The 21,361-nt window shown below is 52.0% G+C and carries 16 protein-coding genes and 3 pseudogenes; 13 read left to right on the top strand and 6 right to left on the bottom strand.

Annotated features, from left to right (window positions below; all coding sequences use genetic code 11):
• The first annotated feature begins 2 nt into the window (after nt 1-2).
• The 4 genes and pseudogenes from PVOR_RS00540 to PVOR_RS00525 all read left to right on the top strand — a co-directional run bounded on the left by PVOR_RS00540 (nt 3) and on the right by PVOR_RS00525 (nt 5,444).
• Nucleotides 3-1,536 (top strand): annotated as a pseudogene (locus tag PVOR_RS00540) (solute symporter family protein).
• Nucleotides 1,537-1,740: 204 nt separating this feature from the next.
• Nucleotides 1,741-3,036: a GntP family permease gene (locus PVOR_RS00535; RefSeq protein ID WP_006207092.1), complete on the top strand. Its 1,296-nt coding sequence runs from the start codon at nt 1,741-1,743 to the stop codon at nt 3,034-3,036.
• Nucleotides 3,037-3,087: 51 nt separating this feature from the next.
• Entirely contained in the window at nt 3,088-4,236 is a 1,149-nt protein-coding gene (locus PVOR_RS00530) for a glycerate kinase (protein WP_006207091.1), read from the top strand.
• 173 nt (nt 4,237-4,409) lie between these two features.
• Nucleotides 4,410-5,444: a CdaR family transcriptional regulator gene (locus PVOR_RS00525; RefSeq protein WP_006207090.1), complete on the top strand. Its 1,035-nt coding sequence runs from the start codon at nt 4,410-4,412 to the stop codon at nt 5,442-5,444.
• 224 nt (nt 5,445-5,668) lie between these two features.
• Here the strand turns inward: PVOR_RS00525 and PVOR_RS00520 are convergent, their stop codons facing one another.
• On the bottom strand, nt 5,669-6,553 hold the full coding sequence (locus PVOR_RS00520) for a class I SAM-dependent methyltransferase (RefSeq protein WP_006207089.1): 885 nt from the start codon (nt 6,551-6,553) through the stop codon (nt 5,669-5,671).
• Between the two features lie 206 nt (nt 6,554-6,759).
• Here PVOR_RS00520 and PVOR_RS00515 point away from each other — a divergent pair, with 206 nt between their 5' ends.
• From PVOR_RS00515 to PVOR_RS00505, 3 genes are all read left to right on the top strand, one after another.
• On the top strand, nt 6,760-7,500 hold the full coding sequence (locus PVOR_RS00515; RefSeq protein ID WP_006207088.1) for an HAD family hydrolase: 741 nt from the start codon (nt 6,760-6,762) through the stop codon (nt 7,498-7,500).
• A gap of 81 nt (nt 7,501-7,581) precedes the next feature.
• Complete coding sequence (locus tag PVOR_RS31195) at nt 7,582-7,743, top strand: hypothetical protein (RefSeq protein WP_234972725.1); 162 nt, start codon at nt 7,582-7,584, stop codon at nt 7,741-7,743.
• Between the two features lie 74 nt (nt 7,744-7,817).
• Entirely contained in the window at nt 7,818-8,219 is a 402-nt protein-coding gene (locus tag PVOR_RS00505) for a VOC family protein (RefSeq protein WP_006207086.1), read from the top strand.
• Nucleotides 8,220-8,398: 179 nt separating this feature from the next.
• On the opposite strand, the gene PVOR_RS00500 is transcribed toward PVOR_RS00505, so the two are convergent.
• Nucleotides 8,399-9,223: a helix-turn-helix domain-containing protein gene (locus PVOR_RS00500; RefSeq protein WP_006207085.1), complete on the bottom strand. Its 825-nt coding sequence runs from the start codon at nt 9,221-9,223 to the stop codon at nt 8,399-8,401.
• A gap of 136 nt (nt 9,224-9,359) precedes the next feature.
• On the opposite strand from PVOR_RS00500, the gene PVOR_RS00495 reads away from it, so the two are divergent.
• Nucleotides 9,360-11,321, top strand: coding sequence for a glycoside hydrolase family 127 protein (locus tag PVOR_RS00495; protein ID WP_006207084.1), 1,962 nt, complete (start codon nt 9,360-9,362; stop codon nt 11,319-11,321).
• An 87-nt stretch (nt 11,322-11,408) separates the two neighbouring features.
• Here the strand turns inward: PVOR_RS00495 and PVOR_RS00490 are convergent, their stop codons facing one another.
• A complete protein-coding gene (locus PVOR_RS00490; RefSeq protein WP_006207083.1) occupies nt 11,409-11,888 on the bottom strand; it encodes a glutathione peroxidase in 480 nt (159 codons plus the stop codon).
• A 271-nt stretch (nt 11,889-12,159) separates the two neighbouring features.
• Between PVOR_RS00490 and PVOR_RS00485 the strand changes: the two genes are divergently transcribed.
• Nucleotides 12,160-13,068, top strand: coding sequence for an ABC transporter permease subunit (locus PVOR_RS00485; RefSeq protein ID WP_006207082.1), 909 nt, complete (start codon nt 12,160-12,162; stop codon nt 13,066-13,068).
• Between the two features lie 18 nt (nt 13,069-13,086).
• Nucleotides 13,087-13,986 carry an ABC transporter permease subunit gene (locus PVOR_RS00480; RefSeq protein ID WP_006207081.1) on the top strand — a complete coding sequence of 300 codons (900 nt, stop codon included), beginning with the start codon at nt 13,087-13,089 and terminating at the stop codon, nt 13,984-13,986.
• 132 nt (nt 13,987-14,118) lie between these two features.
• On the opposite strand, the pseudogene PVOR_RS00475 reads toward PVOR_RS00480, so the two are convergent.
• Nucleotides 14,119-15,589, bottom strand: a pseudogene (locus PVOR_RS00475) (alpha-amylase).
• A 364-nt stretch (nt 15,590-15,953) separates the two neighbouring features.
• Nucleotides 15,954-16,997 (bottom strand): YeiH family protein, encoded by a 1,044-nt coding sequence (locus tag PVOR_RS00470; RefSeq protein WP_006207080.1) that lies wholly within the window; start codon nt 16,995-16,997, stop codon nt 15,954-15,956.
• A 159-nt stretch (nt 16,998-17,156) separates the two neighbouring features.
• Between PVOR_RS00470 and PVOR_RS00465 the strand changes: the two are divergent.
• Together PVOR_RS00465 and PVOR_RS00460 are read left to right on the top strand one after the other, a co-directional pair.
• Nucleotides 17,157-18,054: pseudogene (locus PVOR_RS00465) on the top strand (LysR family transcriptional regulator).
• 165 nt (nt 18,055-18,219) lie between these two features.
• Nucleotides 18,220-18,432, top strand: a complete 213-nt coding sequence (locus PVOR_RS00460) for a DUF378 domain-containing protein (protein WP_006207079.1) — start codon at nt 18,220-18,222, stop codon at nt 18,430-18,432.
• 474 nt (nt 18,433-18,906) lie between these two features.
• Here PVOR_RS00460 and PVOR_RS00455 read toward each other — a convergent pair whose 3' ends face one another.
• Complete coding sequence (locus tag PVOR_RS00455) at nt 18,907-19,944, bottom strand: glycoside hydrolase family 18 protein (protein WP_006207078.1); 1,038 nt, start codon at nt 19,942-19,944, stop codon at nt 18,907-18,909.
• 431 nt (nt 19,945-20,375) lie between these two features.
• Between PVOR_RS00455 and PVOR_RS00445 the strand changes: the two genes are divergently transcribed.
• On the top strand, nt 20,376-21,347 hold the full coding sequence (locus tag PVOR_RS00445; RefSeq protein WP_006207076.1) for an ABC transporter permease: 972 nt from the start codon (nt 20,376-20,378) through the stop codon (nt 21,345-21,347).
• The last annotated feature ends 14 nt before the right edge of the window (nt 21,348-21,361 follow it).

Here is a 21,361-nt window from a genome sequence, read left to right as displayed (position 1 = left end):
ACATGTCCGGCATCGTTTTTTTTCTGGCGATTGTGGTTGGCACGTTAATGATTACGTATTAGTGCCGCCAGGCGAACCACCAACACGAACGATTTCTATGCGGCGGGCAACCGGCTTAGCGGCTTGCAGAATGGACTGGCCATCTCCGGTGACTATATGAGCGCGGCGTCCTTCCTTGGCATTGCGGGTTCCATCGCGGTTTACGGCTTCGACGGTTTCTTCTATTCGATCGGCTTCCTCGCCTCCTATGTCATTGTCCAGTACATCATTGCCGAGCCGCTCCATAATCTGGGCAGGTATACGATGGCGGATGCGGTGGCGGTCCGGTTCGGCGAGAAACGGCTGCGCGGGTTTATCGCTGTCAACAATATGATGATTACCGTGTTCTATATGATTGCCCAGCTGGTTGGGGCCGGATGGCTCATCCATTTGCTATTCGGCCTTGAAACGTCGCTTGCCATCGTGCTGGTTGGCAGCTTAATGACTATCTACGTCACGTTTGGCGGGATGCTTGCGACGTCCTGGGTGCAGATCGTCAAGTCCATACTGCTGGTAAGCAGCACCTTTATCGTGAGCCTGATTGTGTTGGCCCGATTCGATTGGGATCTGCTCGGCTTATTCGCTTCCATGAAGCAGGCAACGCCGCTGCAGGAGCGGTTTCTGATGGCGGGCAATATGTTTGATCAGCCGCTCGATATGCTGTCCTTCAATATGGCGCTTGTGTTAGGGACGGCCGGACTGCCGCATATTATTGCGCGCTTCTACACGGTCAGAGACCCGCTAACGGTGCGCGCTTCGGTAAAGACGGCGACGTTTACGATCGGCATCTTCTACGCAATGACAATCTTTCTAGGCTTTGGAGCCGCCGCTTTTGTTGATTGGTCAGTTTTGTCCGAGCGGGTGGATCTGGCGGCGCCGCTGCTCGCAAGCGCGCTGGGCGGCGAATTCCTGATGGCGTTTGTATCGGCCGTCGCGTTTGCGACTATACTGGCCGTGATCTCCGGGCTTGTGCTGACGGCATCCTCAGCGTTTGCTCATGATGTCTACAGCAGCATCTTCCGCAGCGGGCAGGCGACGGAGGCACAGCAGATGCGAGTGGCCAAGCTTTCGGCCATCGTGGTTGGCATGGCCTCAATTGTGCTCGCGCTTGGCGCGCAGAAGCTGAACGTGGCGTTCCTTGTGTCGTTTGCCTTCGCAGTTGCCGCCTCGGCCAATCTGCCGGTGCTGCTGTTCACGCTATTTTGGCGGAAATTTAATACGTACGGCGCCATGTCGAGCATTGCGGCCGGTTTGATATCTTCCCTGCTGCTCATGGCTATCGGGCCTAATGTAATGGACCCGGAAGCAGGCTGGATTCGGGCAGAAGCGATCTTCCCGCTCAAGCATCCGGGCATCGTGTCGATACCGATCGGATTCGCTGGGGGCATCATCGGCACCGTGCTGTCGGGCAAAGCCAGCTCTACGGGCCAATTCAAGAAGATGCAGGCGATCGCCCATGTCGCTCCGGATGAGATCCGTACGCGTGAGCTTGGCTAAGGCTGACTCCATATGTTTTTTTGAAAACGAGGCTCATCCCATGTCCCATACTTTGTGCATATGCACAATAAAAACCGTTATGGCGTCAATAGGCTTGAATGCGGCATTCCGGTTATACTGAATCCTGTAAGCGCAATCATAGTTTCATAAAGGATGAATACATCATTGTTCACAAGCTATATTGCTTAAGGAGGCATACACAACATGGATGGGACTGTTATACATTGGGGCGGAGCCGTTGTCGGTCTGATTATCGCCATTGTCTTGATTTTTAGAAAAGTAAACCCGGTTTACGCCTTGTTTGGAGGCGCTGTCATTGGCGGTCTGCTGGGCGGAGCCACCATTGATCTGACCGTGCAGTATATTATCGAGGGCACCAACAGTGTCATGGGTGCTGTCGTCCGGGTCTTGGCTGCAGGGGTGCTCGCAGGGATATTGATTGAATCGGGAGCCGCGGAGCGCATTGCCGAGACCATTGTTGCCAAGCTGGGCGAGAAGAAAGCGCTTTTATCCATCGCGCTGGCAACCATGATTATCACCGCGGTAGGGGTATTCATTACCGTTGCGATCATTATCGTAGCGCCCATCGCTTTGTCCGTCGGCAAGAAGATCGGAATTTCCAAAACAGCCTTGCTGCTCGCGCTGGTCGGGGGCGGTAAAGCGGGGAACATCATTTCCCCGAACCCGAATACCATTGCTGTCGCCAAGGGTTTTGACGTCGATCTGGCTCAGGTCATGATCCATGGTTTCCTGCCGGCGGTTGCCGGACTGATTGTCACCATCATCGTGGCGAAGATGCTCACAAACAAAGGGGTTATGGTATCGGATAGCGATCAAGTGGCGGAGGAAGCCGGCAAGAAAGACAAGCCAAGCTTCGGACGTGCGATGGTTGCACCCATCGTGGCCATCGTCTTGCTGGCGCTGAATCCACTGGGAAGCATTCTGGGCATTGAAGCTCTTCAAGCCATCAAGATTGATTCCATGATTATTTTGCCGGTTGCCGGTATCATCGGTTTGATCGCCATGCGACAGACAAAGAGCATCATTGCTTATACCACCTCCGGTTTGAACAAAATGACCGGTACCGCAATCATCCTGATTGGTGCCGGCGCCATTGCCGGCATTATCTCCAAATCCAATCTGAGTGCCGTTGTGGTACAGGGTATCGATGTCATGGGCGTATCCGGCACATTCCTTGCGCCGCTCGCCGGTATTCTGATGGGAGCCGCTACGGCATCCACATCGACGGCATCCATTGTGGCCGCAGGTTCGTTTGGTGAAGCGATTCTGTCCATGGGGACAGCGCCACTTGCCGCAGCCGTCATGGTACACACGGGGGCAACGGTCATTGACCATCTGCCGCACGGGAACTTCTTCCACGTCACCGCAGAATCGGTGAAGATGAGCATTAAGGAACGGATGAAGCTGATTCCTTACGAAAGCATTGTCGGTCTGACCATGGCCATTGTCGCTACGATATTGTACGGATTTGTATTTTAAAGAGACTACAGCATAGATTTGAAATCAATAAGGATAGGCAGGGGATAAACCATGAAGCAGGATTATGTAATTGTACTCGCGCCCGATTCATTTAAAGAGAGCATGACCGCCAAGGAAGTCTGTGAGGCGATGGAACGCGGCATTCTGAAGGCAAACCCGAATGTGACCTGTATCCATGTGCCGATGGCGGACGGCGGTGAAGGCACGATGCAGTCCCTCGTGGATGCAACGGGCGGCACGGTGCACACCGCGATGGTCACGGGTCCGCTGGGCAATCAGGTGGAGGCGTCCTACGGTGTTTCGGGAGATGGCAGCACCGGCGTGCTGGAGATGGCCAGTGCAAGCGGGATCCACTTGGTGCCCCCGGCTGAGCGGAATCCGCTGGTAACCACGACTTACGGGACGGGTGAGCTGATTAAAGCTTGCCTGGATCATGGCGTGAGCAGGCTGCTGATCGGCATCGGCGGCAGTGCGACGAATGACGGCGGAGCGGGAGTTGTTCAGGCGCTCGGCGGCAAGCTGCTGGATGCGGAAGGGAGGGAGCTTGCTTTTGGCGGCGGGGGCTTGGGCAGGCTTGCAAGTTTTGACTTGACCGGCCTGGATTCACGACTGCAGCATGTGGAGGTCGAGGTGGCCTGTGATGTAACCAATCCGCTCTGCGGCGAGACGGGAGCCTCTCATGTGTTCGGACCGCAGAAGGGTGCTACGCCGGATATGATCGAGCAGCTGGACAGCAATCTGCGGAACTACGCCGGGGTTATGAAGCAGCAGCTGGGCAAAGATATCGTGGACTACCCAGGGGCTGGAGCGGCAGGCGGCCTTGGCGGGGGACTGATGGTCTTCCTGAACGGGACGCTGAAGAAGGGCATCGATATGGTTGTTGACTATACAGGTCTTGAAGAGAAAGTGCGCCAGGCGGATATGGTGTGGACCGGCGAAGGCGGGATGGACTTCCAGACGCAGTACGGCAAAACCCCGCTGGGCGTGGCGATGGTTGCGAAGAAGCATGGCAAGCCTGTTGTTGCCTTGGCCGGACGGATCGGTGACGGGATCGAGGTGCTGTACGATAAAGGAATGGACGCTATTTTTGGCATTATGCCGGGTGCGGCTACGCTATCGGAAGCACTGGTGAACGGACAGCAGAATGTGGAGAGAACATCGGAGAATATTGTCCGTCTCATGAACTCCTTGAACAAGTAATCATTCATTTCATAGTGAGAGAACAAGGGGGAGCTGACCTTTACGGGTCGGCTTCTTTTTCTACCGGCAGGATATGGATTGGAAGCGGGATGTGTAAACTATAGAGAGTAACTCTTGTATTGGGATCTTATACAGGACAGTACATGACAGGCAGGTAAGGAGGGACATAATGCATGAAACTATCACGTCCGCTGGCGGAGAATATCGCCAAAGAAATGATGCGTGTCATTCCTTACAATATTAATGTAATGGATGAGAACGGGGTCATTGTGGGCAGCGGGGACCCAGCACGGATCGGCACGCTGCACATCGGTGCCCAGAAAGCCATTCAGACCGGGAGAATCTATGAGGTCTATGAAGAAGGCGGCGGCATGAAGCCGGGGGTGAACGAGCCTATTGTAGTGAAGGATGAGGTGATTGGCGTGGTCGGCATCACGGGGCATCCCGATGAGGTGAGACCGCTCAGCAATTTGCTGCAGGTGACCGTCATTCTCCTGATCGAGCAGGAGCGTCAGAACAAGGCCATGTTGAACCAACGCCAAAATCGGGAGAAGTTCTACCATGAGTTATCCTATCGCAAGACACCTTACGATGAACCGTTTCTGGAGCGTGCCGAAGGCTATGGACTGGACCTGACGCGAAAATGCCGGGTGCTGCTCGTGCAGGGCTCTGTGGGAGGCAAAGTATTCCGGGGGCTGCAGCAAGCGTACCCTCAAAGCTGGAATTTGGAGAACGACAAAACCGTATTCTTCATGACAGACGCCATGAAATACCGGAGCCTTCTGGACAAGCTGACCGAGCTGGATGAAGTCCACAGCTTGGGGATTGGGGAGCGGGAGGAGCTGGCTGCCACATCGCTGGAGCAGGCGGTATCCGCTCTGGAGCTGGGCATGAACATCGACCCCCGCCGCAAAGTGAATTTCTACGAGGATTTAAGGTTTCTCATCAGCCTGGCTTATAATTCGGATGACACACAGGCTTCGCTGTATTCGCTTCTGGAGCAAGGCGGAGACAAGCTGGACCTCATTGAGACGCTTCAGGTATATATTTCCGAGAATGGGGATCACAACAATACGGTCAAAAGGCTAAATATCCACCGCAATACCCTGCATTACCGGTTAAACCGAATTAAGCAGCTGACAGGCAAAAATCCGCGCCATGTGCTGGACCTGTTCGAATTGTTGTGCAGCTTAATGTGGCGAAAATAAGCAGTGAGGCTGAGCGCGGTCTCGATCTGGAAGGGCTACCGGTTCTCGCTGACTCTTCCTGCAGAAATATTTCACGGCATATCATCGGCAGGGGCGGTGAAGGGCTGAGAAGAGGTAATGAGAAAGGCGCGCGGCTCTTTTTTGTCTTATGGCAAAAGAGTCCAATGAACAACAGGGCAGCTTCAAAGGCCATTATGACCTTGGAGCTGCCCTGTTGTCTGACTTTATTTAATGCCGAGCCGCATGCGGTAGCTGAGCATCACGGGGAGAGTACGCCCTTGAAAATGCTCCTCGACCAGCGTATGAAACAGTGCAATTTTGTCGTTGATTTCGTTTTGCTTCAGCTTGAATACGGTTTGGATGCCGCCTTGACTGACAGCAAGGCCGGTATAGCGTTCCGCGGTGAACGGCTCCATATGGTGGAATACAATTTCCTTGGAGAAGCGGAACACACCGCTCTCGCGGATGTGCTTCAGATGCTCGTTCTTATTCCCTTTATAGGCCTGCTCCTGAGTATCCACATGGCGGTCAATGATGGTTTCAGCCAGTTCAATCAACTCAAGATAGGTTTGTTCAACTTTCCGGGTGAGGCTTGGCGGCCAGTCGCAGTCATATACAGCGAATATACCGTCCTCGCGCAGCACACGGGATACCTCTTTTAACGTACTGGCAGGGTCCATCCAGTGGAAGGACTGGGAGCAGGTAATGATGTCTGCGGATTGATCCGGCAGTGCCAGCTGATTGGAATAACCGGAGACGAACTTGATATCGGCAGCGTTTCCATGGGGACTGCTGCCTTGCTCTTGCTGCAGCGACTGCCATTTGGCGATAGCTTTGCCCCGCATATCGTCATTCGGCTCGACGCCGATGACTTGGTCCGCGGTATCTCTCCATGCAAACGAGGATAACCCCGTCCCGCAGCCCAAATCGACAACAAGCGAGGGCTTGTGTTCCAAATATCCTGTTAGAAGTGTAACAACCTCCTGAGGAGCTTCCGGGCGATGCTGGTCATAGGTATCCTCAAAGCCGGTGAAACGATCCACATTACTGGCCCGATTGCCTTCGGGAACGAAATCCTTGCTCCACACTTCGGTCATATCCTTGGTCATCGTTATTCATCTCCTTATCCGGGTACATAAGCTGGGCATTGCAATTTGAGCTTGCTTGGCTGTGCGCGAGTCTGGATGAGGACTCCATTGCCGTATCCTGCTGCTTTAATGCCATCATATCACAGCAAGGGAGCTTATCAACAGACGGACTTGACCCAAGCGGTGCCTGTACAGGTACAATAGAGGGACAGGGAGAAGGAAGAGGGATGAATATGAAGAGAACAACATCACCGAAGGGAATCTTCTTCGATGTGGATGATACATTGTATGACCATTTGGCGCCTTTTCGCGAGGCTGTTCAAGAGACGGCCCGTCCAGGCGAGGCATTTCCCTATGAAGCGGCATACCATCGGATGCGATATTACAGTGACCGCTTGTCCGTTGAGCTGGGAGGTGCTGGCACGGCAGCTTACGGGGAAGCCGTCGAGGAGATGCGCAGACGCCGATTTCAATTAGCGCTGGCTGAATTCGGCATCCCACTGTCACTGGAGGCGGCCGAAGTGGTACAGCAGACCTATCTGGATCGGCAGTATACCATCAGAATGTTTGCCGGTGCCCGGGAGCTGCTGAAAAAGTTGGCGGACGCCGGGCATGTGGTCGGCTTGATTACCAATGGACCGGCGGATCACCAGATGAACAAAATAGCGGCTATGCAGCTCGGTGATCTAATCCCGCCGGATCGTTTGTTCGTATCCGGCGCCGTTGGCTGGGACAAACCCGATCCGCGGATATTCCGCCATGTGAACCAGCTGACCGGCACTGCGCCGGAGAGTTCTTATTACATCGGGGATTCATGGCGCAATGATGTGATTGGCGCACTCGCCGCGGGCTGGAATATCATCTGGTTCAATCACCGGAGCGTTGCTCCCGAGTCGGAACATGAGCCGCACCATATTGTCACGAGTTATGGCGAGCTGGAGCGGCTGCTTGATGAGCTGATTGGATAAGGATGAAATGCCGCTTCTAGGCTGCACCGGAGAGTGTTTGATGTTTGGTTAACCCCCCAGACGATGCCCAGGTGGTTGTTTATGATGGAGACCACGAACAAAATGGCCCGAAATGAACCGCGTGTGGATGGAACCTGGGAGATCACTGTGCCTCATGAGGAAGACTGGTTGGCAGAGGATATCGAGCAAGCACGGACCGAATACATCACCAAACCGAGCATGGCTGGGGTAAAAGATGTTTGAAGGGCTGGAGCAGCGTCTGGAGACAGGAAAGATGAATGATCTCGATCTAATGAACTAGGGAGCGTGTTTTATAGATGAAGAGTATAACCCCGTTTCTGATGTTTCAGGGCAATGCGGAAGAAGCCATGAACCATTACATTTCCATAATCGAGGATTCCGAGATCACGAGTATCGACTTGTACGGCCCGAATGAGCTGGGAACCGAGGGAAGTGTCAAACATGCGACCTTTACATTAAAGGGACAGACCTTTATGTGTATTGACAGCAATGTGCAGCATGGTTTCACGTTCACGCCTTCATTCTCCATCTATCTGACCTGCGAGTCGGAAGCGGAGATCGAGAAGCTGTACGGGGCATTAATCGATGGCGGGAGTGCTATGATGCCGCTGGGCAACTATGGCTTCAGTGAACAATTTGGCTGGATCGCGGACAAGTTTGGCGTGTCATGGCAGCTGGATCTGCCAAACAAAGCATAGTGTCAGGCAGCCGATCTAAACAGGACGGGCCCAAGTGGGGCCGTCTTTTTTTATGTGCGGGTACTGCAAGATGCCGTGCAGCCGCTGCCGGGTGTCCAGAACCAAGAACTATCTCCTTGTTGTCCTCTGACCTAAATGATCACTTCATGTGGTCATGATCATGACTCTCCATATCCCGCTTATTCCGTATACTGCTTACGGAATTGCAGCGGCGATAGGCCGAAACGCGCGGAGAAGCGGCGGGAAAAATAGGGCGGATATTGAAACCCAACATGCTCTGCAATATGCGACATGGACCACCTTGTGGTCAGCAGCAGCCGCTTTGCCTGATCCAGGCGGTATTGAAGCAGATACTCTGTTGGGGTTACGCCATGGGATTCTTTCATGCAGCGCGTCAAATAATTGTAGTGAAAATGCAGGTCTGCTGATAACCGCGCATTGCTGATGGGTTCGCGATAGTGCATTTTGATATAGGATTCCACTTGTTCCGCCACTTTGCGCACCCGCGACTGTTCCTGGTCGGACCTCGACGGATCAAGCAGCTGCAGCAGTTCAATAAACAAGGTTTGTTCCCGCCAAAATGCGGTAGACCTCGGTTCGGTTGCCAATAGGTGCAGAGACTCGAACTGTTGGTAAACTTGCTCCGGATAGGGTATACGGCCTTGTTTGGGCAGCTCAATATTGTGTGAGATTGAATCATGTCCGGTTATATCCGGTGTCAGGGTCTGAAAATGCAGCCAATAGAAGGACGTTTCTTCTCGGCAATCCTGTACCGCGAAGTGGTAAGCATCGGGGAGCAAGACGACCATATCCCCCGCACACAGTTTCCAGTGCTGCCTCTCTTCGCCCAAGAACAGGCAGCCGCTTTGCACCAGGATGAGATCGAAGACGCCAAGGTTTCTTCGGTTCGGATGCGACTCACCCGGCATATAGTGTGTTTTACCTGATTCAAGGAAGAAGGGCAGCGGCAGGGAAGGGAAGGCAAGAACGCTTCGTTCCGTCACGGATTCACCTCCAAGGGATGTGTGAGATTGTATAAGAAATTAGGTCATTTTTGATATCGTTTTCATCCTATCATAGATCGTAGAATGGGAAGTGTCGAGGCTTTATCCTATCGAATCTCAAAGGAGTGTATTGAAGATGATGACTCTTGCTTCGTGTTCTGCTGCCGTACCTCTTAAGCAAGTGAAACTGACGGACCCGTTCTGGGCCCGTTACATAGAGCTGGTAAGGGATGTGGTGATTCCGTACCAGTATGAAGCCCTGCATGATCGAATCCCGGGTGTCGAGCCAAGTCATGGCGTCTCCAATTTTCGAATCGCTGCCGGCAGGGACAAGGGCGAGTATGGCGGGATGGTATTTCAGGATAGCGATGTTGCCAAATGGCTGGAGGCTGCGGCGTATTCGCTTGCCATTCACCCGGATCCGAAGCTGGAAGAGCAGGTGGATCAGCTGATTGATCTTGTGGCCGCTGCCCAGCAGCCCGATGGATACCTGAATACGTATTTCACGGTGAAGGAGCCGGAGAAGCGCTGGACCAATCTGACGGATTGCCATGAGCTGTACTGTGCCGGACATATGATGGAAGCCGGGGTAGCGCACTATCTGGCAACAGGGAAGCGGAAACTGCTGGATGTGGTGTGCCGCCTGGCGGATTATATCGATTCCGTTTTTGGGCCTGAGGATGGCAAAATTCACGGATTTGACGGGCATCAGGAGATCGAATTGGCGCTTGTCAAACTGTATGAGGTGACCCGGGAGCCGAGATATTTGAGCCTGAGCCAGTATTTCATAGATGTGCGCGGCACGGAGCCTCACTTCTTCCTTCAGGAGTGGGAGCAGAGAGGGCGGAAATCATTCTACTCCTCGGTAGCCAACCCGCCGCACTTGCCTTATCATCAGAGTCATCTGCCCGTAAGGGAACAGAGGGAGGCGGTTGGACATTCGGTCCGGGCCGTGTACATGTACACGGCCATGGCGGACTTAGCGGCCAGAACAAAAGACCCCGCTCTTCTGGAGGCTTGCGAGAACCTGTGGTTTAACATGGTCCATAAACAGATGTACATTACCGGAGGCATCGGTTCAACCCATCATGGAGAGGCGTTCACGACGGATTATGATCTGCCGAACGATACGGTGTATGCCGAGACCTGTGCCTCCATTGGTTTGATCTTTTTTGCCCGGCGCATGCTGGAGCTGGCTCCCAAATCGGAGTATGCGGATGTGATGGAGCGCGCGCTGTTCAACACGGTCATTGGCAGTATGGCTCAGGACGGGCGGCATTTCTTCTATGTCAATCCGCTTGAGGTATGGCCTGCGGCCTGTCGCCATAATCCGGGCAAGTTCCATGTGAAGCCGGTTCGGCCGGGCTGGTTCGCCTGCGCTTGCTGTCCGCCGAATGTGGCGAGACTGCTGTCTTCGCTGGGTGAATATGTGTATACGATGAACGAGGATACGCTGTACACCCATCTATACATGGGGGGTGAAGCATCGGTTCAGTTCGGGGATGTGCCTGTGAAGGTCATTCAGAACAGTGCGCTGCCTTGGAATGGGGACGTCACACTTACTATCCAGCCGGAGAAGGCTGTTGAGTGGACGGTGGCTCTCCGCATGCCGGATTGGTCCCGCGGCAAAGCAGATTTGCGCTTGAATGGGGAAGACGTGAGCATAGAGGATGTTATGAAAGACGGCTATGTCTACATCAAGAGAGTATGGGCGCCGGGAGATACCCTGGAGCTGGAGCTCTCCATGGAGATCCATCAAGTAAGGGCTAATCCGAATATACGGGCTAACGCCGGTAAAGCCGCAATCCAGCGTGGACCGTTGGTATACTGCCTGGAAAGCGTAGATCATGGAGCGCCGATGTCGTCCGTATCGCTAGCTCGCGAGCCTAAGCTGAGCTCACGGTTTGATCCCGATTTTCTCGGAGGGGCGGTTGTCATTGAAGGGGAAGGCTGGCGTGAAGAATCCGGTGACTGGGGCGATGATCTGTATCGAACTTCGCCAACGCCGCTGCGTCCCGCAGCGCTCAAAGCCATTCCGTATTATTTATGGGGCAATCGTGGCGAGAATGAGATGACGGTGTGGATGCATTTGCAGTAAATGAAGCCAAACAGCAGAAAGGGCTTGCTCAAGGTCGGTTGACCTCGCGCAAGCCCTTTTTTTATTCGAATGTATGCAGCTCCAGATTTATTTCAGCAGCTTCTTGATATCTTCTTCCATCTTCTCCGGGGTATCCGTTGGCGCAAAGCGTTTAACCACCTTGCCGCTGCGGTCCACCAGAAACTTGGTGAAGTTCCATTTGATTGCTTTAATGCCGAGCGCGCCGGGGGCTTCACTGGTCAGGTGTTTGTAGAGGGGATGAGCTTGCGAGCCGTTCACATCAATCTTGGAGAATAAAGGGAAGGTTACGCCATGATTGAGCTTGCAGGCTTCCTCGATCGCGGAATCCTCCTCCAGCTCCTGATTCATGAATTGGCTGCTGGGGAAGCCAAGCACGGCCAGTCCCTGATCACGGAATGTCTGATGCAGCTTCTCCAGACCGTCAAATTGAGGGGCAAAGCCGCATTTGGTTGCCGTGTTTACGATGAGCATCACCTCACCCTTGTAGGGCTCGAGTGTTTGGGACTCGCCGCGTATCGTTTTTACTTCATATTCATAAATGGACATCGCCGTAGAACCTCCTCTGATAGGATGTATATAGAAACAGAGTATATCCTTTTACCATGGATTGCAATTTAATAGAACCGTGATATCAGGTTATACATGCTATAAATATGACAGATCAAGGAGCGCAATACATGATGTGGAAAATATAAAGTAAAAATTTGTATTTTTATCTGGACGTATTTAGGAAATATGTGATAGTAGTAGAATAAGTAGTTAAGCAGATGAAGCAAGACAAGAGGGGTCTGCTGAGACTTTTGTTTGGGAGGACAATATGAGATTAAGAACACAAATGCTCAAAACGACGGTGACCAGTCTGCTCGCTTTTATGTTCATCGTCCTGATTGTGCTGGTTCCAAGGGATTTGAATCTGTCGCTGGACGGCAATTTAGTGGTGACCAATTATTCCTTTGATCTGGGCCAGTATGTTACGTACATCCGTGACTATTTTGCAAGCGCTATTCAGAACGGGACGCTCGGGGGAACGCGGTATATCGGCCAGTCCTCGGAAGCGGCTGCTTTTGAAGCTGTTGGCAAAAGCCTGCTGGTTATTGTATCCGCTTTACTGATAGGATTCGTGTTAGGTATTCTGAAGGGAGTTTTGGACTACAAATTGTCCAAGACCAAATTCAGCGTGCTGGGGCACTGGACGACATGGTTGTTCCAGTCCATTCCGGATTTTTTCCTGATGCTGATCGCCCAATGGGTGCTCATTAAGCATGTTCCGGCTATCCGTTATTTTGCGGTTGACGGCTGGGAGGCTTTCGTGCTGCCTTCGCTGCTTGTCTCAATTTACCCGATATTTTTTATTGCCCGGATCACGTCGGCTTCGCTGCTCGCACAGGAAGGCAAACTATACATACTGCTGGCTAAAGCCAAAGGGCTGAGTGACCGGAAGGTCGTCTACAAACATATGCTGCGAAACGGCATCGCAACCATCCTGACCCATCTTCCGGGTCTGCTGGTCTTCATCTTGTCGAACCTGCTCGTGGTGGAATATTACCGCAACTATCCGGGAGCGGCTTGGAGATTGTTTCAGGCGCTGGATTTCAATACGTTCAGCGGCACCGGCGGCAACTATGAGCCGGGTGTCATTATTTATATCGCATTTTCCTTCATGGTGCTGTTCATGATCGTTCAATGGATCAGTCATTCGGCACGCAAGTACTTTGATCCGCGATAAGAAACGAGGTGAGTTATCTTGAAGAATTTCCCTTTATGGATTGGCGGCATTCTGCTTGCTTTCTTTGTCTTTGTTATGCTGGCGGGGCCGTACATGCCCTTCATTGATAAGGATTTGAAGAATGAACCCTCCAGATGGGTCATGAAGGACGGCAAGCAGAAGCTGACCCTTCCGCCTTATAAACCTTCTTCGAAGAACTGGCTTGGATCGGATAAGAGGGGGGTCGATAACTTGAGCAAACTGGTTGTGACCGCCAAGGATACGATTCTGCTGGTGCTCGCGATTACGGCTGCCCGATATGCGATCGGGGTGCCCCTGGGACTGATCGCTCGTAAGAAAAAGGGCTTCACCCACCAGTTCATTACCTTCTGGAACCAGATGTGTTCCTATTTGCCGCCGGTCTTCGCATCCGCGCTGCTGCTTGCGCTTCCGTTCTTTCTCTTCTCCCAGCAGCGGATGGGCTGGGCCATACTGATTCTGGCCAGCGTTGAAGCCGGGCGGGTGGCCATCACGATTCAGCAGCAGGCCCACAAGATGGCAAGCGAGCCTTACATGGAAGCCGGAACCGCGTTAGGTCTTCGCACGAGGACGTTGACGAAGAATTACTATATCCCGGTCATGTTCCCCGAAGTTATCGTCAACTTCTGTTTGGATATGGGGAAGGTGATGCTCCTCCTCGGTCAGCTTGCGATTGTGAACATCTTCCTTGGTCACGAGTGGAAGGAAGTCAACTATTATGTCATGGAATTCGTGGAGACCGGGTACAACTGGGCGACGATTCTGTCCAAGAATCGAGCGGACATCTGGTTAGGAAAGTTCCAATTCGTTGTGTATCCGGCATTTGCCATGATGCTGCTGATCATAACGTTCAACCTGTTAGGCGAAGGCTTGCGCCGTCGTTTTCAGGTTAAGGGCTGATTAGAGCCCGGCCGTTAACGTCAAAAAAACCGGAAGAATGAAGGCTATCGCAAGGCGCTTCCCATGTGGAGCCATACCTGGCGGAGAGCCATTCTTCCGGTTTTTATAGTCTCTGTATAATGCGTCCGCTGTTTAAGCTTCTACGGGAAGCTCCGGATGAGCCCAGACAGATACACTGCCTCCGTTAACCGGAAACAGAGCGAACCCGTCCTCACCGATCGTGATCCGGTCCTTCCGGGTGCGAGTCAGATCCACCCATATCTCTCCGGCGCGATGCTCACCAACAAACATTCTCTTCTCCCCGGCATCCCCGTTAGCGATCACCACGGCACAGCCGGAATGCTCGATTTCCTCGATCCCCCGGCGGACCCAGCCAATCGTGTTCGGATGGTCAAAATAATCATCTTGCTCGCCATACGCCCGGTTCACCCTGGCATACAGCAGCGGGTCAATGGCCTCTCTCTTGCCGGGAATGGGCTTCTCGCCGCCGATCCCGTAATAATCTCCGTAGAAGACGGAAGGATAACCGTCCTTGCGCAGCAGAATCAGCGCATAAGCGCTCTGTTTAAACCAGTCCTCCACCCACGATTCCAATGATTCCTGCGGCTGTGAATCATGGTTGTCCACAAACGTAACGGCATTCATGGGGTGCGATGCGACGAGTGTATCGTCGAAGATCTTTCGCAGATCGAAGGAACGGCCGGCTTTGGAAGCAGCTTGGAGTTTGTAGTGGAGGGAAACATCAAACAGATCGATTTTGTAATCCACCGTATCCAGGAAATGCCGGCAGTCCTCAAGCTCGGGATTCCAGAACTCGCCCACGATGTAAAAATCCTCTCCGCGTTTTTTCTTCATGGCTGCGGCAAATTCTTTAATGAAATCATGGTTGATGTGTTTGATGGCATCAAGCCGGAACCCGCTGCATTGCAATGTATCCACGAGCCACTGGCCCCAGGCGGTCATTTCCTTGCGTACATCCGGATGACCGTAATCTATGTTGGCAAACATCAAGTAGTCGTAATTCCCGAATTCATTGTCCACCTTGTCGCTCCAGGATTTATTCTCGCCCACAATTCGGAATATGCCGGAGCGCTTGCTCTTATCATCATAGTCGGTTCCGTTAAAGTGATTGAAATTCCATTGGAACGAGGAATACTGATCACCGCGGCCAGGGAAGGTGAATTTGGTCCAGCCCTCGATCTCGAACGGCTTGGATATATCCTTCGTCCGATCCATCTCATCAACCTGGATAACCTGAAACCGCTCGGTTTCATCAGCACCCGCCTTATGGTTCATCACCAGATCCACATAGACGGCAATCCCGTGCTTGTGGCAGGCTGCAATGGCATCGGTTAGTTCCTGCTTGGTCCCGTATTTGGTGCGAACCGTTCCCTTCTGGTCAAACTCCCCCACGATCGTACAGGTCATACACCCCATACCCGTTATCCTCGGCGGAGGATGCTTTGGTCACGGGGGGAATCCAAACCGCATCGATTCCTGCCTTACTCAGCTCCGGTGCTGCGCTTTTGAGTCGATTCCAGTGCGAGCCATCGGCTGCAACATGCCATTCGAAGAATTGCATAATCGTATGATTTCGTTGCATACTTCCATCTCCTCTACAATGATAGCTCTGTATAAATACTGCGTGCTAAATCTCAAATACCCAAGAAAGCAGGGGAGCTAAACCTTTGTGCCCGATGAGTGGGTCCAGTTGCTTTAGTTTTACCCTAAAATGGAAGGAAAAAGACGGGGGTTCTTCATCGACAGAAGAGCAAGAAACGGACATGACACCGGAGCATTTTCTTCAAATATAAGGTTGCAGCTCTCTTATTCCAATAGTTCCCGCAATTCGGCATCCACACACCTCTTCGGCTTGGTTCATCTGTGCAAAAAAAACCATCCCCTGCGCATGAATATGCGTTAGGATGGTTTTTGGTTCGTACACAATGGCTGCCGATCCCGCTCACTCAAGCCATAGCATAGGTAAGCAGGATTAGCAGCGCAGTGGTGATGGACATGGCCAGCAGCGGCCGCCATGCGCTGCGCAGATCCTTCAAGTGGACATTCAGGCCAAGTCCCACCATCGCCATGGCAAGAAGGAAGGAAGCTGCCTGAGAAATCGTATCCTTGATCGGCAGAGGAATGATCGGTTGTCCGGTCCATTCCCAGCTTCCCAGTATACTCGCTGCAATGAAGCCGAGCAGGAACCAGGGGAACTCCATCTTCGTGTGGCTCTCGATGCGCCCGGTACGTTTCATCCAGAGCATGAGCACGACACTGAGCGGTACGAGCAGAAATACCCGTCCCAGCTTGGCAAGCAAGCTAATGGCCAGCGCGTCCTCACCCGCCGGAGCGGCTGCGAGGGCTACATGGGCAATCTCATGCAGACTTACTCCCGACCACACACCATACTGGGTGTCCGTCAGAGGAAGCAGCGGCTGAACGAGGGTGTAGCCAATGGCAACAATGGTTCCAAGAAAGGCGATAAGGCCCGCTCCAAGCGCCGTGTCCTTCTCCTTGGCCTTCACAATGGGGGACACGGCGGCAATGGCAGCCGCGCCGCAGACACCGGTTCCAATGCCGAGCAGAAGGGACAGGGACATGTCGGCTTTAAGCCATTTGGCAATTAGCAGCGTCAGCCCAATGGCTACAACAACACTGATCACATCCTTCAGCATCAGGCCCAGGCCTTGCTGGAACACGATGCCGATATTCAGCTTCAGGCCATACAGAATGATGGCCAGACGCAGCAGCCGCTTGGCTGTGAATTGAATGCCGATGCGCAGCCGCTCCGGGTAGCCGCGCAGTTGCCGGTATAAGGCGGCGATCAGAATCGCCCAGGCAAGCTGGCCTAGGTAGCCAAGACCCGGGATGCTTGCTAGTGCATAGCCCATGAGGGCAATGATAAAGGTGAAGGCAATGCCGCCTGCGGCGGCAGGCAGTGTATCATGTGTCCAACGAACCAGGCGATGGACGGTTGCTTGTGATTTGGAATAGGCTGGTTCAGTCATAAGGTCTAACCTCCGATTCGTTCGGTTGGTCTGAACCCATCGTATCCCATTCGGCTGGATAAGAAAAATAAATCATTATAATAGTCATCATAAGTAATCAGTTATGGTAATATCATCTCATATTGATGAGGGACGCAAGAGAAGCGAAGGAGGTCCAAGATGGATCAAGCACTAGAGGTATTTGTAACGGTCGTGGAGAAGGGGAACTTCACCCGTGCAGCCGAAGAACTGCTCATGACACAACCTGCGGTAAGCCAGTATGTCCAGGCATTGGAGCGGTCTGTTGGCACCAAGCTGCTGGACAGAACCAATAAATACGTCCGCCTCAATAAAGCCGGAGAAATTGTATACCATCACGCGAAGGAGATTCTGGGCCTGTACACGCGCATGAATTCACTTGTGGATGATTTGATGCACCGTGCTGGCGGGAACCTCTCCATTGGCTCCAGCTACACCTTCGGGGAGTATATGCTGCCGCATTTGATCGCATATATGAGAGAGCATTATCCGCTAATTCGCCCTACGATCACGATCGGGAATACGACCGAGGTGGCGGAGATGATTCTGCGCCATGAAGACGGATATCGGTATCGTTGAAGGGGATTATCATGATGAGAAGCTGCATATCGAGGCTTTTGCAGAGGATGAAATGGTGGTGATGGTTCCCCGCGACGGGCGGTATGATCATCTGCAGGAGCTGGCGCTTTCCGAGCTTGCCAATGAGACCTGGATTGTAAGAGAGGCCGGATCAGGCACGCGGGAGGCCACGGAGCGGATGTTTACCCGGTATGGTGTTCACCCTGAACATATCGTGGAGTTCGGAAGTACGCAGTTGATCAAGGAATCCGTAGAGGCAGGTCTCGGCGTTACCCTGCTGTCGCGATGGGTAGTGCGCAAAGAGGTTCAGCTCGGAACCCTGCATATGCTGGCACCCAACGGTAAGCCGGTAGCGCGGCAGTTCTCGTGGATTACGCAGAAGACACCCTATCATACAAAGGCGGTTGAGGTATTTCTGGAGCTGCTGCATCAGCGGCGCGGATTTCCGAAGGAAGTGTGAATATGCGTGAAATGATCGAAGAGAATGGACATCCCTGACAAGGGATGTTTTTTTGTTAGGACATGATTACAAATGAGATAAATGGTCAAAAATAAATACTAAAATCCATAGATAAGCTATTCATGATGAATTGATATGAAAATCGGGCGTAAGGAGGGTTAAACGATGAAAACATTTAATACCATTGCTTTGCTGTTATTGATCGTTGGGGGCATTAACTGGCTGCTTGTAGGCCTGTTTCAATACGATTTGGTAGCTGCATTGTTCGGTGGGCAGAGTTCTGCAGGCTCCCGTATCATCTATACGATTGTGGGTCTGTGTGCATTATACTCGATCCGCTTTTTCGGTGATGTTACGAATGATGATAGACGATCCTAGCTAGATAAGTCATGTTTCATAACATGTACATATCATAAGTCGGGATTTAATTCGATATTCGCATCTGGTAAAAAAGCTGCTCCGTTTCACGGGGCGGCTTTTTTTTCTGCCTTTATTCCGATATTGTCCATGGCTGCACAATCTCATGTCAGGTGCAAAATCAACATATATTCCTGGTTTTTCCCAGTGTTTATCAGTGTCTATATGGCCTATACTCCAAGTTAAAAACGACATATTTACGGAGCAGGGAAGGAACTCATAGAATAAAACCAAGTCATAACGATGCTTGAAGGAATGATAGCTGAATGATAGATAATATAACACATATTCTATCGGGATTTCTTCTTGCGCAAACAGAGAAAGGTCTGCTTCGCACATATAAACATGAACGAAGCAGACCGGAAGAACGATGGCATCAACCATACATGAGGAAGGGAGCGAGATAGCTGCAAAGCAGGCAAACCTTGATTTCGTTTAGGAATGAAATGCTCTGTACATGGCATCCAGCAGACTGTGTGTTGTATCGCAGCTATATTCCCAGAACATGATACCCGCCAGCCCCTGATCCTGAATGTATTTGCATTTATGGGTTAACGATTCCGGATCATCGTATGTAATGAAGCTGCTGCCATCGAACAAATAAGGGGCTTTGGCTTCATCATCCCAGAACCGCTTGAACTGAGGGTTATTGAAATAGTCGGCCGTGAGCTGGGTGTAAGTCGGACCATAGCCACCCGAGGATGGAGCGATCTGGAGATAACCGTTGTTTACATCCGGCACGTCCTTCCATCTTCTGGAGTAGAATGCGGCACCGATCACGATTTTCTCTCGCGGCACGCCCGCTAGGGTGAACATGCGTACGGAAGCATCCGCACTAATTCGAAACAGATCGCCAGTAGAGGTATAGAGGTTGGCATGATGGCCCGTTAATGTATGGAACCCGCCGCGCATGTCGTAGGTCATGAGCTGGATGAAGTCAAGATAAGGGTGGATGTCGCTTATTTCGGTACCCTCAATATAATACTGATCGGCTCCGGCAGCGATGGTGAGCAGATAGCGATGATTCCTCCCCTGTCCGTAGTGATCGAGCGCTTCCCGCAGCTCCTTCAGCAGCACGGTAAAGTTCCCCTTGTCGTTAGGCGATGCAGTCGTTCCGGCTATTGAGTAGCAGGGATATTCCCAGTCCAGGTCGATGCCGTCAAAAGGAAACTCCTGCAGCAGAGCTATCGCTGATTCGCACACGCTTTGTCTTCCCGCTGCCGTGGATGCAGCTTCCGAGAATCCGTCTGAGCCCCAGCCGCCAACGGATAACAGGATCGTGAGCTTGGGATTGATGGATTTCAGGCGCTGGATTTCGTGAACGGTATCCGTGTCAGCATACGTAATCTTGTCTTCTTGGATATGAGCGAAAGCAACGTTTAGATGAGTGAGCCGCTGGGCATCCTCGGCAGTGATCTGGGATAAGACCTTGCGCCCTGCATAACCGGCCAGAATCCAGGATGATGTCTGCATACGTGAATACCTCGTTTCGTGAAGAATATGTGGGTTTTGTCTTTACGGTTTATTTTTCCAACTTACGTTCAGATCTGGCATCTGTCAAGCTCATGCACGATGCTGTAATGACAACTTCAGGTGGGAAAAGGGTCAAATTCTACATGTTTTACTTCTCCGAAATGACAATGGCAAGTTGGGGTCAAAAGCCTAAAATCCCGTGATGACAGCACTTTCCGGGTCTTAAGGTGACAATTGAAAACGACATATTTACGGATGAGCCCGCGGTTCATACACTTGGGATGTAAGCGTTAACAATTTTCCGAAGCGAAGCAGAGCCGCACGATATCGAGGTGTGGTCAGTGGCCTCATTCCTTACATGTAAACAGGAGTGTTATTCGCTTTTCCTGCAAAGACGGCCTGATTTTCATTAGAAAAGGAGGGAGCAACCGATGCAGCCAGATGGGAAGTCCGCCTTGTCGCCAGACCTATCGGTGAACACGATTCCGAATCGCAAGAAAAATACGTTATGGAGGAGGATGATTCGAAACTGGGAGTTGTATCTGTTTATCGCGCCAGCATTTTTGTACTTTGTGATTTTCCATTACGGGCCGATGTACGGCATACAAATCGCATTTAAGAACTTTATCCCTACATTAGGGGTTACGGGCAGTCCGTGGGTTGGATTCGATCATTTCGTACGCTTCTTCAATTCATATTATTTCTGGGATCTGCTGTGGAATACCCTCAGCATCAGCTTGTACGAGCTGGCTATAGGCTTTCCGCTGCCCATTATTCTGGCCTTGGCCTTCAATGAGGTAAGGGATTCCTTCTTCAAGCGCACCGTGCAGACCGTAACGTATGCGCCGCATTTTATTTCCGTTGTGGTCATGTCCGGTATGATTATTACCTTCTTGTCTCCATCGTCAGGGATGATTGTCAATCTGGTGGAGGGCCTTGGATTTCAAGCGCCTCAATTTCTAACAGATCCTGCATGGTTCAAGACCGTGTATGTGCTGTCCGGTGTCTGGCAGAGTACAGGGTGGGGCACCATTATATACCTTGCTGCCCTGTCGGGGGTGGACCCGCAGCTGCATGAAGCCGCTGTGGTGGACGGTGCAAGCCGGTTCAAACGGATTCTTCATATTAACATCCCGGCCATTATTCCTACGATCACCATTTTGTTAATTCTGAACATGGGCAGCATTCTCGGCGTCGGCTTCGAGAAAATCCTGCTGCTGCAAAATCCGCTGAACATGGGCTCGTCCGATGTCATCTCGACATTCGTCTACCGTTCCGGTCTGGTTGATGCGCAGTACAGTTTCTCCACAGCTGTCGGATTGTTCAACTCGGTAGTGAATGCGATTCTGCTGATCGCGGTGAATCAAATTGCACGCCGCACCAGTGAAAACAGTCTGTGGTAGAAGGAGGGGAAAAC

This window comes from Paenibacillus vortex V453 (assembly GCF_000193415.1).
Lineage (GTDB): Bacteria > Bacillota > Bacilli > Paenibacillales > Paenibacillaceae > Paenibacillus_AQ > Paenibacillus_AQ glucanolyticus.
The sequence above is the reverse complement of the archived record's forward strand: the minus strand, read 5'-3'. Positions and strand labels throughout refer to the sequence as shown.

Bases quoted from the DNA above. Each gene is read 5' to 3' on its own strand.
- PVOR_RS00535 (WP_006207092.1), top strand. From the start codon at position 1,741: ATGGATGGGACTGTTATACATTGGGGCGGAGCCGTTGTCGGTCTGATT.
- PVOR_RS00530 (WP_006207091.1), top strand. From the start codon at position 3,088: ATGAAGCAGGATTATGTAATTGTACTCGCGCCCGATTCATTTAAAGAG.
- PVOR_RS00525 (WP_006207090.1), top strand. From the start codon at position 4,410: ATGAAACTATCACGTCCGCTGGCGGAGAATATCGCCAAAGAAATGATG.
- PVOR_RS00520 (WP_006207089.1), bottom strand. From the start codon at position 6,553: ATGACCAAGGATATGACCGAAGTGTGGAGCAAGGATTTCGTTCCCGAA.
- PVOR_RS00515 (WP_006207088.1), top strand. From the start codon at position 6,760: ATGAATATGAAGAGAACAACATCACCGAAGGGAATCTTCTTCGATGTG.
- PVOR_RS31195 (WP_234972725.1), top strand. From the start codon at position 7,582: ATGATGGAGACCACGAACAAAATGGCCCGAAATGAACCGCGTGTGGAT.
- PVOR_RS00505 (WP_006207086.1), top strand. From the start codon at position 7,818: ATGAAGAGTATAACCCCGTTTCTGATGTTTCAGGGCAATGCGGAAGAA.
- PVOR_RS00495 (WP_006207084.1), top strand. From the start codon at position 9,360: ATGATGACTCTTGCTTCGTGTTCTGCTGCCGTACCTCTTAAGCAAGTG.
- PVOR_RS00490 (WP_006207083.1), bottom strand. From the start codon at position 11,888: ATGTCCATTTATGAATATGAAGTAAAAACGATACGCGGCGAGTCCCAA.
- PVOR_RS00485 (WP_006207082.1), top strand. From the start codon at position 12,160: ATGAGATTAAGAACACAAATGCTCAAAACGACGGTGACCAGTCTGCTC.
- PVOR_RS00470 (WP_006207080.1), bottom strand. From the start codon at position 16,997: ATGACTGAACCAGCCTATTCCAAATCACAAGCAACCGTCCATCGCCTG.
- PVOR_RS00460 (WP_006207079.1), top strand. From the start codon at position 18,220: ATGAAAACATTTAATACCATTGCTTTGCTGTTATTGATCGTTGGGGGC.
- PVOR_RS00455 (WP_006207078.1), bottom strand. From the start codon at position 19,944: ATGCAGACATCATCCTGGATTCTGGCCGGTTATGCAGGGCGCAAGGTC.
- PVOR_RS00445 (WP_006207076.1), top strand. From the start codon at position 20,376: ATGCAGCCAGATGGGAAGTCCGCCTTGTCGCCAGACCTATCGGTGAAC.